Below are 13,006 nucleotides of genomic sequence, written 5' to 3' on the forward strand. Positions count from 1 at the left end.
ACCGCAGCGACCGCCGGTGACGTCACCGTCCCACGAACGCCGAAACACACTATTGTTCGGAACCGACGGCATCACACTGATTCGATCACGCCAGGAGCGGCATCCACATGACACAGGCAGGTTCGGACAACACCACCGCTGCGGCGGCGCGCCACGGGTTCGGCGTCGACGTCGGCGGCAGCGGCATCAAGGGCGGAATCGTTGACTTGAGCACCGGTGAGCTCGTCGGCGACCGCTACAAGATCGAGACGCCGCAACCGTCGACCCCCGATGCCGTCGCGCGCACCGTGGCCGAGATCGTCGCGCACTTCGAGTGGACCGGCCCGGTGGGCGTCACCCTGCCTGCAGTGGTGACCAACGGTGTCGCTCGCTCGGCCGCCAACATCGACAAGTCCTGGATCGACACCGACGCCCGCGCGCTGTTCGCGAAAGCCATCGGCACCGAGAACGTCACCGTGCTCAACGACGCGGATGCAGCCGGAGTGGCCGAGGACAAGTACGGCGGCGGCAAGGGCAGGGACGGCGTCGTCGTGCTGTTGACGTTCGGCACCGGGATCGGTTCGGCCGTGCTGCACAACGGCGTTCTGCTTCCCAACACCGAATTCGGCCACATGGAGATCGACGGCAAGGAGGCCGAGCATCGTGCGGCGTCGTCGGTGAAGGAGAACCAGGGCCTGTCCTACAAGGAGTGGGCCAAGGAGGTCTCGAAGGTTCTCGAGACGTTCGAGGCGCTGCTGTGGCCGGATCTCTTCATCGCCGGCGGCGGCATCAGCCGCAAGAGCGAGAAGTGGATTCCGCACCTGACCAATCGCACACCCGTGGTTCCGGCAACCCTGCTGAACACTGCCGGGATCGTCGGTGCCGCACTCGCAGCGGACTCCGCCGTACCGTCCGCCGAGACCGGTACGTCCGCCGGATCGCTGGACTGACACGCGGGTTGCCACCTGCGTAGGGCGAGGGTCGGTAACAAACTCCTGAGAGGTCGTTACAATGGTGTGTGCCGGTACGCAGCCGGCCGAATCCGAAGACCTCTCCGCCGGAAACAACTCTGGCGTGACGCCGCACGACTTCGTCACGAAAGGGCGTACGTGGCAGCCACCGATATCCGTCAGACCGTAGATTCCGAAACCGAGTCTGCGACACCTGCACCTGCTGTCAAGGCACCCGCTGCGAAGGCACCGGCAAAGAAGGCACCGGCCAAGCGTGCCGCAGCCAAGAAGGCCCCGGCGAAGAAGGCCGCAGCGAAGAAGACAGCAGCTGCTCCGGCTTCCGACGACGCCGACGAGAGCACTCCCGGGATCGAGGACATCGACATCTCCGAGGGCGACCTCGCCGCTGCCGCCAACGATGTCGTCGAGGTGGTGGCCGCCGGTGACGACACCGAGGAAGACGCCACCGCCGAGCCGACTGCCGAGGACAAGGCGTCCGGCGACTTCGTCTGGGACGAAGAGGAATCCGAGGCGCTGCGTCAGGCCCGCAAGGACGCCGAGCTCACCGCGTCCGCCGACTCCGTGCGTGCCTACCTCAAGCAGATCGGCAAGGTCGCACTCCTCAACGCCGAAGAGGAAGTCGAACTGGCCAAGCGCATCGAGGCAGGCCTGTTCGCGGTCGAGAAGATGCGAGAGTCCGCGGAGAAGGGCGAGAAGCTTCCCGTTGCGCAGCGTCGCGACATGACGTGGATCTGCCGTGACGGCAACCGCGCCAAGAACCACCTCCTCGAGGCGAACCTTCGACTCGTCGTCTCCCTGGCCAAGCGCTACACCGGTCGTGGCATGGCCTTCCTCGACCTCATCCAGGAAGGCAACCTCGGTCTGATTCGCGCGGTCGAGAAGTTCGACTACACCAAGGGCTACAAGTTCTCGACGTACGCCACGTGGTGGATCCGGCAGGCGATCACCCGGGCCATGGCCGATCAGGCCCGCACCATCCGCATCCCGGTGCACATGGTCGAGGTCATCAACAAGCTCGGACGCATCCAGCGTGAGCTCCTCCAAGATCTGGGTCGCGAACCCACTCCCGAAGAGCTCGCGAAGGAAATGGACATCACGCCGGAGAAGGTGCTGGAGATCCAGCAGTACGCGCGTGAGCCCATCTCGCTCGACCAGACCATCGGTGACGAGGGCGACAGCCAGCTCGGTGACTTCATCGAGGACTCCGAAGCCGTCGTCGCCGTGGACGCCGTGTCGTTCACTCTGCTCCAGGATCAGCTGCAGTCGGTTCTCGAGACGCTGTCCGAGCGCGAGGCAGGCGTGGTTCGTCTGCGATTCGGCCTCACCGACGGTCAGCCCCGCACCCTCGACGAGATCGGTCAGGTCTACGGCGTCACGCGCGAGCGAATCCGTCAGATCGAGTCCAAGACCATGTCCAAGCTGCGTCATCCGTCGCGTTCTCAGGTACTGCGCGACTACCTGGACTGATTCGTTCGCTCCATCTCGAACAACGACCGCCGATCACAGTGATCAGCGGTCGTTGTTCTTTTGCGGCGTGGATGCCGTCACACCTGCGGCACCCCGAACGTTCCGTCCGGCCCCGGCCGATAGTCGACGACCGCGGTCACGGCCGCGATCGGTAGCGGTCCGTACAGGTGCGGGAAGACCATCGACTCCGGATCTGTCGGTACCCCCGGTTCCCACCGAACGGGTGCCGTCAGACGAGCTGTATCTATGCGCAGCAGAACCAGATCCGTGCGCCCGGAGAAGAGCCGATTCGCCGGCAGGTGCACTTGTTCGGGTGTGGACAGGTGCACGAACCCGACGGAATCGTACGAGTCCGGGGTGTATTCGGCCCGACCGCGCATCGCGAGCCACTCCCCTGCCGTGCAGATGTGAACGAGGTCGTCCTGCTTGCTGGTCACCGTTCCATTCTGCAGTGTCGAGTGCGGCTCAGGGCGGTGGAATGTCGGCAACGCCACGATCTCTGCGGGCCGGCAGGCCACCGACGACGACGGCAGCGATGACAGCCACGATTCCCAGAGCCTCGAGAGCCGTCGGAATCTGGGTCAGCACCACGGCACCGACCACCGTCGCCGTCGCCGGAAGCAGCGCCAGCAACAATGCGAAGCGCGCCCGGCCCACTCGCACCAGGACGTACTGATCGAGAACGTAGGGAACCACACTCGACAGCAGCCCGACGCCCAATCCGAGAACCCAGATCCGCCAGTCTCCCAACGCATTCGAGTGCGCGGCCGCGAACGGTCCGAACAACGGCACGGCCAGGAGTACGGACGCGATTCCGAACCCGGCAGCCATGTCGTCGAGTCCCTGGCCTGCGTCGGCAACAGATTTGCCCAGCACGATGTAGGCAGCCCACAGGGCCGCCGAGCCCAGCGCGAACGCGATCCCGACAAGCCCCACCTCACCGCCCTCGAACTGCGCGGAAGCGATGGCCCCGACACCGGCCACCACCAGGAGCAACGCGCACACATCGGCAGGCCTTCTCGACCCGGCAGCAGCGACCGCGATCGGCCCGAGAAACTCGATGGCCACCGCCGCGCCGAGGGGAAGCCGGGCGATCGCCTCGTAGAACATTGCGTTCATGCCGATCGTCGCACCGCCGAACGCGGCGGCCGTGATCGCCCGACGCACGGTCCACGCACCGCCGGTGCCCGCCCTGCGCCGCCACGGCCGTCGCCAGAGCACCAGAACCAGCGCCGCACCGAAGCCGCGCAGCCACGCCACCGCTGCCGGATCGACGACGTCGAACAGGAACACCCCGATCGCCGCGCCGACGTACATACACACCGCGCCGATGACGAACAGGGATGGAATACCGAGCTTCGATGCGCCGGAGAGCGAAGTGGAAGTCGAAGACACATCGGCGACCCTACTGCCGTGGCTCGCGTGAACCGGTATCAGCTCTCAGCGAACACTCTGGGAGATGTTCCTGCTCGTGGGACATGTTTCGTGTTAGTGACAACACAAAGAAACGCGCTCGGGAACAACGCGTGACCGCCATACGTCTGACAGAGTGAACGAACCGCGCCATACCGACGCGGCGGACCGGCCCCAGGCGAACGGGACAACCCGCAAGCCAGTACGGAGGAGTCATGCCCGGAACATTGACCAGCCCACAATTGACAGCAGCGGACCGGTGCGACCGGTGCGGTGCAGGGGCTCGCGCGCGTGTCGTGCTCTCGACCGGTGGAGAACTTCTCTTCTGCGGTCACCACGCCACCGAGCACGAAGCCCGTTTGCGTGAAGTGAACGCAACGGTGATGACCGAATCGGACTCCACGGTGTAACCCACCTTTTGTGTCGGGGGAAACAGGTTCGCCACGATCGACGAACACGAAGAAGACGGACGGTCATCAGACCGTCCGTCTTTTTCGTGCCCGGTTCCGCCCGTGGCCCTACATCTTCCGCAACTGCGCGATTCGCTCGCCCAACTGATCGGCCGACGCCATCGCCGTCGGCGGGCCGCCGCAGATACGACGCAGATCGCCGTGAATCACCCCGTGCGGCTTCCCGGTGCGGTGGTGGTACACCGCGACCAAACTGTTCAATTCACGCCGCAGGCCGGCCAACTGGCCCGCACTGGTGGCCCTGTCGTTGACGACGGCAGGAGCCGGCACCGCAGGGCCCGCAGCGGGCTTGTCGATCTGCTCTTGCTGACGCTGACGCAACAGGTCGCGCATCTGCTTCGCGTCGAGCAAGCCGGGCAGACCGAGATAGTCGGCTTCCTCGTCGCTGCCCGAGAACGTCGCGGTACCGAACGAGGAGCCGTCGTAGATCACCTGATCCAGTTCCGCATCCGCACCCAGCGAGGTGTACGCCTTCTCTTCCTCGCCCAGTTCGTCCTTCTGCTTTTTGCCGTCGGCCAACAGCTCGTCGTCGAAACCGTCTTTCTCCCGGTGCGGTTTTCCGAGAATGTGATCGCGCTGCGCCTCGAGCTGCGACGCGAGATCCAACAGCACCGGTACCGACGGCAGAAAGACGCTCGCGGTCTCCCCCTTGCGCCGAGACCGCACGAAGCGGCCGATGGCCTGCGCGAAATACAGCGGGGTCGACGCGCTCGTCGCGTAGACACCGACGGCCAGTCGCGGAACGTCGACGCCCTCGGACACCATGCGAACCGCGACCATCCAACGCTGATCGCTCTTGCCGAACTCGGCGATGCGAGCCGAGGACGTGGGGTCGTCGGACAGCACGATCGCCGGTGTCTCCCCCGTGATCACCTCGATCAGCTTCGCGTAGGCCCGCGCCACCGTCTGATCGGTCGCGATCACCAGACCGCCTGCATCGGGCATGCCTCCTGCCCGCAGTTGCGCGAGACGCGTGTTCGCCGCCAACAGCACGGCCGGCATCCAGTCGCCCTGCGGATCCAGTGCGGTGCGCCATGCCCTCGCGGTCTGTTCGGCATTGAGCGGCTCACCGAGCCGGGCGGTGTACTCCTCACCGGCACTGTCCCGCCAGCGCGCCTCTCCGGAGTACGCGAGAAACACGACCGGGCGGACGACGCCGTCCGCAAGAGCATCGGAGTAGCCGTACGCGTGATCGGCCTTGGACCGCATCAGGCCGTCCTGATCCGGTTCGTAGTTGACGAACGGAATGGGACTGTCGTCGCTGCGGAACGGCGTACCGGTCAGTGCGAGCCGTCGCGTGGCGTCTCCGAACGCTTCGCGAATGCCTTCACCCCAGCTCTTCGCGTCGCCGCCGTGGTGAATCTCGTCGAGAATCACGAGAGTCTTACGCGATTCGGTGCGCACCCGATGCTTGAACGGGTGCGATGCGATCTGCGCGTACGTCACGACCACGCCGTGATAGTCGCTCGAGGTCTGCCCGGTCGAGTTCGAGAAGCGCGAGTCCAATGCGATGCCGACCCTGGCCGCCGACTCCGCCCACTGGTGCTTGAGGTGCTCGGTGGGCGCGACGACGGTGACCTGATCGACGGTGCGATGGGCCAGCAGTTCGGCAGCCACCCGAAGGGCGAACGTCGTCTTGCCTGCGCCGGGCGTTGCGACCGCGAGAAAGTCCTTGGGCGAGGCGACGAGATACTTCGTCAGCGCCCGTCGCTGCCACGCGCGCAGCGGTGCTCCCCCGCTCGTGGGAGCGGCAGGCTGCTCGGTCGATGGTGGTGTCGGATCGAACATGTCAGCGCTCACTGGCCGCCGGTTCCTGGCATCGATGTAAATTCCTCGCGCTCTCGGTAGCCCTGCAGTGTCCGCCGAGGAGCCTATCGCTCCGCACCGACCGATCCCGCATCGCTGGGGCGAGTCGGATGCGACACGGCGAGTCGGCTGTTAGGCGAAGACGCCTTTCGTCAGGAATGCTGGAGGAACCATGAGCGAGTCTGCAGGCGGAACTCCACCACCGGAACGATTGTCGGCGAGAAAACCGCTACACGCGGTGTGGAAAGTGACTGTGCGCACTCTGAGCAAAGCGTGGGACGATTCGATCTTCAGCAAGGCTGCAACGGCCGCGTTCTGGCAGACGCTGTCACTGCCGCCGCTGCTGCTCGGTGTGCTGGGCAGTCTGGGACTCGTCGGCGGATGGTTCGGACCCAACACCGTCGAGATCATCGAGTCCAAGATCATCACGTTCAGCAACACCCTGTTCAGCGGCAGCGTCGTGGACCAGATCATCGCGCCGACGGTCAAGGACGTCCTCGCTCAGGGCAGCGGAGAGATCGTGTCCGTGGGCTTTCTGCTCTCGTTGTGGGCCGGGTCGTCGGCGATCTCGACGTTCGTCGATTCCATCGTGGAAGCGCACGGCCAGGCCGACGCGCGAAACCCCGTCTGGCAGCGGTTCTTCGCGCTGCTTCTCTACGTGGGTTTCCTGGTGATCGCGGTCTTCGTGCTTCCGCTCGTCGCCCTCGGACCGGTGTACGTGCAGCAGATCCTGCCGGATTCGTGGATCACGGTGGGCAGCGAGCTCGTCGACTTCTTCTACTACCCGGCCGTCGGTCTACTGCTGATCATGGGTTTGACGACGCTGTACAAGGTTGCTCTGCACACCTCGCTGCCGTGGCATCGTCTCCTCGGCGGCGCTCTGCTGGCCGGGGTGTTCTTCATGATCGCGAGCGCGGTCCTGCGTCGATACCTCGGCTGGGTGACGAGCACCGGGTACACCTACGGCGCCCTGGCGACACCCATCGCGTTTCTGCTGTTCACGTTCTTCCTCGGCTTCGCCGTCGTGCTCGGGGCCGAGTTCAACGCGACGATCCAGGAGTTCTCACCTGCACGGGCAACACGAATGGACCAGATGCGCGAGTGGATCGCAGCGCAGACCGCAACCGACGACAAGCCGTCGGGGCCGGTGACCGCTGTCGCCCGACGGCTCGCCACGGGGCCGATCAAACTGTCCGGCGACCGCGCCCGCTCGGGGCGTCCCGAGCCGACCCCCGACCGACACCCGGGAGACGGTGCTCAGTCGCCTTTCTTCAGGCCCTCGTAGACCTTCTTGCAGTCCGGGCACACCGGTGATCCGGGCTTCGCCGACTTGGTGACGGGAAACACCTCACCGCACAGCGCGACGACGTGCGTACCCATCACTGCGCTCTCGGCGATCTTGTTCTTCTTCACGTAGTGGAAGAACTTCGGCCGGTCGTCTTCCGTGGTTTCGTCCGGTGCGATATCGGGACGGTCCTTCGTCTGAGTGCTCATGGACACAGATTAATCCGTGAATCCCCATCGAGGGGTAACCGGTTGCACAAGCTCGTTGCAAGCATTCTGTGAGCAGTAGTGCCACAGTGGAGGTATGACGAGAACCCCAGGGTTCGACGGAAGCGCGTACAGCGACTCGCCGGATGGGCCCGTCCTTATCACCGAGGCGCAGCAGTCGGTCGAGGAGCAGCACAAAGCTCGCGTCCGCAAATACATGTTCATCATGTCGTTCCGCATTCCGGCGTTGGTGTTGGCTGCCATCGCGTACGGGATGTGGATGAACCCGTGGATCTCCATGGCAATAGTCGGAGCGTCCATTCCTCTGCCGTGGATGGCTGTGCTGATCGCCAACGATCGGCCGCCCCGCACCAAGGACGAGATGAGCCGGTACGACTACCGGACCGTCGACAGGCCGCAACTGGAATCGAGCAACCACCGGGTGATCGAAGCGGGCGACGACTGACGCACCGGCCCTCGCCGATGCGACACTTGCGTCGTGACTGCACCGAACTCCACGTCCCCGCTCGTCCTCGCCTGCGCCGGTCTTCGTGATGCCTTCGAGCGGGCGGGGTACGACGCCGACGGCGTGCTGACGCTGCTCGGGGACGACGCCCATGCTGCCCTCGGTCGCAGCGAGCCGGTGCCGGTCCGCAACGCCAGTCGGGACGGCGGCGCGCTGGGTGTTCTGGTGCGCCTGTTCCTGCTCGTCGACGACTGCGCCGAGTCCGACGTCGCCGACGCCATCGCACCGTTGACGGTCGACGACGCCGTCTCGGCCGGGATCCTGACCCGTTCCGGGTCGACGGTGCGGACGCTGCTCGACATTCGACCGCTCGACGCCGGACACGGAACCCGATGGATCGTCTCGGATCCGGACGGCAGCATGCGCGTCGCCGAGACTGCTCGCGACCACGTACTCGGCGTCGGCCAGGCCTCGTTGTCGCTGCTGCGGGGAACCCCCACGTCCCCGGTGACCGGTGTTCTCGACGTCGGTACCGGATGCGGCATCCAGGCCGTCCACGCCTGCGACTACGCGGCGCAGGTGACCGCAACGGACATCAGTCCGCGGTCGATGGACCTCGCGGCGGCGACAATGGCGCTCAACGGCCTCGACGTCGAGTTTCTGCACGGTTCGTGGTTCGAGCCGGTTACCGGGCGTCGATTCGATCGCATCGTCGCCAACCCGCCGTTCGTCGTCGGCCGCGCCGAAGTGCTGCATTCGTACCGCGATTCCGGCCTCGATCTCGACGGCGCGAGCGCTCTGATGATCGGCCGGGCCCCGGACCACCTGACGCTCGGTGGTACCGCTGCCATCCTGGCCTCGTGGGTGCACGTCCGCGGCGAGGACTGGCGTGCTCGCGTGGCGTCGTGGCTTCCCGCGCACGGGATCGACGCCTGGGTCGTCGAGCGCGACGTCGCCGATCCCGCGCTGTACGTGGGCACGTGGATGCGCGACGGCGGACTCGATCCCCGCGATCCCGACGCGGCCGCGGTGGCACAGTCCTGGCTCGATCACTTCGCTGCCGCCGACGTGGAAGGAATCGGTTTCGGGTTCGTCTATCTCCGCAGTACCGATGCGCCGACCGACCTTCTGGCCGAGGAGCTCACGCACGGCTTCTCCGACCCGCTGGGCAACGAAGCGATCGAGTACTTCGCGCGGCTGGACTGGCTGCGAGAGCACGACATCCTCGACTCGGTGCTGACTCTGGAACCGAACACCGCACTCGAACGGGTATATCTCCCCGGCGACGAGGGCTGGGCTCCGGTAGCGCTGCGAGTCCATCGCGGAAACGGCCCGCAGTGGCAGCACGACGTCGACGAACTCGGTGCGGCTCTGCTCGCCGGGCTGCGACCCGATGGCCTACCGGTCGGTGAACTGGTGGAGTTGCTCGCTGCTGCGCACGACGAGGACGCAGAGGAACTGGCACAGCATGCGGTGACGATGATGCAGGGGCTCGTCCGGCACGGCCTGGTTCTGCCGGCCCGATGAGTCCCGGACGTCACCCCACGAGAGCGACCGTTCCCGGCGGTTTCACTTCTCAGCAACTTCTCAGGACGAACATGACGTAATCCCTGGTCACGCGGGTATCCACCGGATCGGCGTGGGAACTTATCGGAGTCTCCCGAGCGTTGAACCCTGTGAGACACCACCGACCAGGAGGCAAGTCATGACCAGCCCCAGCACCACGATTCGTCCACGGCCGACCGACGCCGATCTGGACGCCCAGAGCCCAGCAGCCGATCTCGTTCGCGTCTATCTCAACGGCATCGGCCGCACCGCGTTGCTGACGGCTGCCGAGGAAGTAGATCTGGCCAAGAGGATCGAGGCTGGTCTGTACGCGAAGCAGGTTCTCGAGAACACGAAGAGGCTGAGCGCGGTCAAGAAGCGCAACCTCGCCATCATCGTCCGCGACGGCAGTGCTGCCCGCAGCCATCTCCTCGAAGCGAACCTTCGCCTGGTCGTGTCTCTTGCCAAGCGCTACACCGGGCGCGGTATGCCCTTGCTGGACCTGATCCAGGAGGGCAACCTCGGACTCATCCGCGCGATGGAGAAGTTCGACTACGCCAAGGGCTTCAAGTTCTCGACCTACGCGACCTGGTGGATCCGTCAGGCCATCACCCGCGGGATGGCAGATCAGAGCCGCACGATCCGGCTCCCTGTCCACCTGGTCGAACAGGTCAACAAGCTGGCCAGGATCAAGCGTGAACTGCACCAGCAGCTCGGCCGCGAGGCAACGGACGAGGAGTTGTCGAGCGAATCGGGTATCGCGGTGGAGAAGATCGCCGACCTGCTCGACCACAGCCGCGACCCGGTGAGCCTGGACATGCCGGTGGGCAGCGACGAGGAAGCACCCCTCGGTGACTTCATCGAGGACTCCGAGGCGACGTCTGCGGAGAATGCCGTCATCGCCGGACTGTTGCACAGCGACGTTCGTGTCGTTCTCGGCACTCTCGACGAGCGGGAGCAGCAGGTCATCCGTCTCCGATACGGCCTGGACGACGGACAGCCCCGCACCCTCGATCAGATCGGCAAGCTCTTCGGGCTCTCCCGTGAGCGTGTCCGTCAGATCGAGCGCGAGGTGATGGTGAAGCTTCGGCAGGGCGACCGCGCCGAGAAGCTGCGGTCCTACGCCAGCTGAACGTCACCACCGACCGGTGGCGCAGCGGTGATCATCCCCGCTCGCGCCACCTCGTGAGGTAGCCGAGTCGACGTCCTCTCCCCCTGGGACGTCGCCTCGGCTTCTGCCTTTTCGAAGCCGGTCTCGGTCAGCGCAATCGACGCGGGCCCAGATCGGCCTTGGTCGGTTCCGGACCGATGCGAACGCGCGCATCGGTGATCTGTGCGCCGTCGGCGGACGCCAGAACCGGCTCGCACGAGATCTCGCGAATGTCGGCGATATCTTCTGCCAGTGCCGAGATCCGCTGCACGAGGTCGATCAGGGCATTCTTGTTGACGGGCACCGCATTGCGATATCCGGACAGCAGCGGAGCCGCCTTGGGCGCGTCGATCAGCTGCGCGGCCTCGTCCTCGGTCAGCGGAAGTACCCGATAGGCACGGTCGCCCAGCAGGTCCGAGATGACGCCGGCCAGACCGAACGAGATGAGCGATCCGAACGACGGGTCGTCCTGTACGCGTACGACGCAGCCGATTCCCTTGACCGCCATGCGCTGGACGTGCAACAACGGCTCGCCCGAGTCTGCCGCCAGATTGCGATACGCCACCCGCACCGCGGACGCGTCCGCCATGTCGAGGCGCACTCCACCGTGATCCGGCCGGTGCCGCCACCGTTCACCGGTCGCCTTGACCGCCACCGGGTAGCCGAGTTCGTCTGCCGCTGCGACGGCCTCGTCCTCGTCGGTCACCGTCCGGAAAGCGACGACGTCGAGTCCGTAGCAGCCCAGCAACTCGGCGGTTTCGAAGTCGGAGAGCCACCGTCCGTGACTGCCTGCCGAACGCCAGCCCTCGACCAGCTGCTTGGCGCGTTCGGAATCGATGCTCTTGGGCCGGACCAGGTTCGACACCGGTCGCGACCGCCACGCGGAGTAGCGCCACGCGGCGGCGAGGGCGGCAACCGCTCGCTCCGGGCTCGAGTACGAGGGCACCGAACCGCGGATGGGGTATCCACCCGGCCCCCGGACCGCCAGGACGTCCGGAATGCCCTCGGTAGCGAGGAACGTCGAGAGTACGGGCTTGTCGGATCCACGGACGGCGTTGCCGAGCGCGGTCGCGAACGGCTCCACCTCCACCGCCACCGGGGGTACGAACACGACGATGACAGCGTCGATGTCCGACGCGGCCAGTGCCGACGACACGGCCGCGGCGAAATCCTCGGGACCGGCCTGCGGACCGACGTCGATCGGGCTGCTCGCATGCAAGCCCTTGGCCCGCGCAGCGTCGACCGCCAACACCCCGAGCGCGGTCGAGTTTCCCACCACGGCAACCCTCGGTCCGACGGGCAGCGGCTGATTTCCGAAGAGCACCGCGCAATCGAAGAGTTCCGAGATGGTGTCGACCTGGATGACTCCGGCCTGAGCGAACAGTGCGCGCACGATGGAGTCGTCGATGTCGGCACCGATCGCATGTGCGGGCGGCACGGCCCCGCGGCCGCTCTTGACCGCGATGATGGGCTTGCTGCGCGCCACCCGTCGGGCGATCCTGGTGAACTTCCTGGGATTACCGAAGCTCTCGAGGTACAGCAGGATCACCTCGGTGGCCGGGTCCGAATCCCAGTACTGCAGTAGATCGTTACCGGACACATCGGCGCGGTTTCCGGCCGAGACGAAGGTCGACAGTCCGAGCCTGCGGTTGGCGGCCTCGTCCAGAATCGCGATGCCGAGGGCACCGGACTGACAGAAGAACCCGACGTTGCCCGGAGTGGGCAGATGCGGAGCAAGAGTGGCGTTCAGACCGAACTCGGGATCGGTGTTCGCCACACCGAGCGCGTTGGGCCCGATCAACCGCATTCCGTGCGCCCTCGCCGCGAGCACCAGCCTGCGCTCGCTCTCCTGCCCCGCGGGTCCGGTCTCGCCGAATCCACCCGACACCACCAGCAACGCTTTGACGCCCTTGTCGAGGCAGTCGTCGAGTACCGCGTCGATCGCATCGGCCGGTACCGCTGCGATCGCAAGATCGACCGGATCCGGGATGTCGTGCACCGTGGCGTAGGCGCGGACCCCGCGAACCGAACGATGGTCGGCGTTGACGGGATAGACGGGCCCGGTGAAGTTGCCCGCCAGCAGATTCGCCAGAACGGCGTTGCCCACCTTCGAGCTGTCCGTCGACGCTCCGATCACGGCCACCGATCGTGGGCTCAGTACATTGCGCACACTGCGGGCCTCGGCGGCACGCTCACGGGAATTGCGCACCGACAGCAGAGCTTCGCTGGGGTCGATGGCGAACTCCAG

Annotated in this window: 12 protein-coding genes; 7 read left to right on the plus strand and 5 right to left on the minus strand. The window is 65.9% G+C overall.

Annotated elements, in window-relative coordinates; translation table 11 throughout:
• The first annotated feature begins 107 nt into the window (after positions 1-107).
• The gene (ppgK, locus tag A2J02_RS13490; RefSeq protein WP_068050646.1) at positions 108-929 is read left to right on the plus strand and encodes a polyphosphate--glucose phosphotransferase; all 822 of its coding nucleotides are present in this window, start codon (positions 108-110) and stop codon (positions 927-929) included.
• 159 nt (positions 930-1,088) lie between these two features.
• The gene (locus tag A2J02_RS13495; protein ID WP_068050647.1) at positions 1,089-2,417 is read left to right on the plus strand and encodes an RNA polymerase sigma factor; all 1,329 of its coding nucleotides are present in this window, start codon (positions 1,089-1,091) and stop codon (positions 2,415-2,417) included.
• A 77-nt stretch (positions 2,418-2,494) separates the two neighbouring features.
• Here the strand turns inward: A2J02_RS13495 and A2J02_RS13500 are convergent, their stop codons facing one another.
• Together A2J02_RS13500 and A2J02_RS13505 are read right to left on the minus strand one after the other, a co-directional pair.
• The gene (locus A2J02_RS13500) at positions 2,495-2,854 is read right to left on the minus strand and encodes a DUF952 domain-containing protein (protein ID WP_068050648.1); all 360 of its coding nucleotides are present in this window, start codon (positions 2,852-2,854) and stop codon (positions 2,495-2,497) included.
• A gap of 28 nt (positions 2,855-2,882) precedes the next feature.
• Complete coding sequence (locus tag A2J02_RS13505; protein ID WP_068050649.1) at positions 2,883-3,812, minus strand: EamA family transporter; 930 nt, start codon at positions 3,810-3,812, stop codon at positions 2,883-2,885.
• A gap of 233 nt (positions 3,813-4,045) precedes the next feature.
• On the opposite strand from A2J02_RS13505, the gene A2J02_RS13510 reads away from it, so the two are divergent.
• Positions 4,046-4,240, plus strand: coding sequence for a DUF7455 domain-containing protein (locus A2J02_RS13510; RefSeq protein WP_027496884.1), 195 nt, complete (start codon positions 4,046-4,048; stop codon positions 4,238-4,240).
• A 108-nt stretch (positions 4,241-4,348) separates the two neighbouring features.
• Here A2J02_RS13510 and A2J02_RS13515 read toward each other — a convergent pair whose 3' ends face one another.
• Entirely contained in the window at positions 4,349-6,088 is a 1,740-nt protein-coding gene (locus tag A2J02_RS13515; RefSeq protein ID WP_068050650.1) for a DEAD/DEAH box helicase, read from the minus strand.
• Positions 6,089-6,278: 190 nt separating this feature from the next.
• Here A2J02_RS13515 and A2J02_RS13520 point away from each other — a divergent pair, with 190 nt between their 5' ends.
• Entirely contained in the window at positions 6,279-7,391 is a 1,113-nt protein-coding gene (locus A2J02_RS13520) for a YihY/virulence factor BrkB family protein (protein WP_068050651.1), read from the plus strand.
• Here the strand turns inward: A2J02_RS13520 and A2J02_RS13525 are convergent.
• The gene (locus A2J02_RS13525) at positions 7,364-7,600 is read right to left on the minus strand and encodes a DUF3039 domain-containing protein (RefSeq protein ID WP_068050652.1); all 237 of its coding nucleotides are present in this window, start codon (positions 7,598-7,600) and stop codon (positions 7,364-7,366) included. The genes A2J02_RS13520 and A2J02_RS13525 overlap by 28 nt on opposite strands.
• A gap of 94 nt (positions 7,601-7,694) precedes the next feature.
• Between A2J02_RS13525 and A2J02_RS13530 the strand changes: the two genes are divergently transcribed.
• The 3 genes from A2J02_RS13530 to A2J02_RS13540 all read left to right on the plus strand — a co-directional run bounded on the left by A2J02_RS13530 (position 7,695) and on the right by A2J02_RS13540 (position 10,740).
• Positions 7,695-8,063: a DUF3099 domain-containing protein gene (locus A2J02_RS13530; RefSeq protein WP_068050653.1), complete on the plus strand. Its 369-nt coding sequence runs from the start codon at positions 7,695-7,697 to the stop codon at positions 8,061-8,063.
• 33 nt (positions 8,064-8,096) lie between these two features.
• Positions 8,097-9,590, plus strand: coding sequence for a DUF7782 domain-containing protein (locus tag A2J02_RS13535; RefSeq protein ID WP_068050654.1), 1,494 nt, complete (start codon positions 8,097-8,099; stop codon positions 9,588-9,590).
• A gap of 178 nt (positions 9,591-9,768) precedes the next feature.
• Positions 9,769-10,740, plus strand: a complete 972-nt coding sequence (locus A2J02_RS13540) for a sigma-70 family RNA polymerase sigma factor (RefSeq protein ID WP_032377730.1) — start codon at positions 9,769-9,771, stop codon at positions 10,738-10,740.
• Positions 10,741-10,867: 127 nt separating this feature from the next.
• Here the strand turns inward: A2J02_RS13540 and A2J02_RS13545 are convergent.
• Positions 10,868-13,006: acetate--CoA ligase family protein (locus A2J02_RS13545; RefSeq protein ID WP_068050655.1), on the minus strand; the 2,139-nt coding region annotated here is incomplete at its 5' end.

Source organism: Rhodococcus sp. EPR-147, from assembly GCF_001647185.1.
Taxonomy (GTDB): domain Bacteria; phylum Actinomycetota; class Actinomycetes; order Mycobacteriales; family Mycobacteriaceae; genus Rhodococcoides.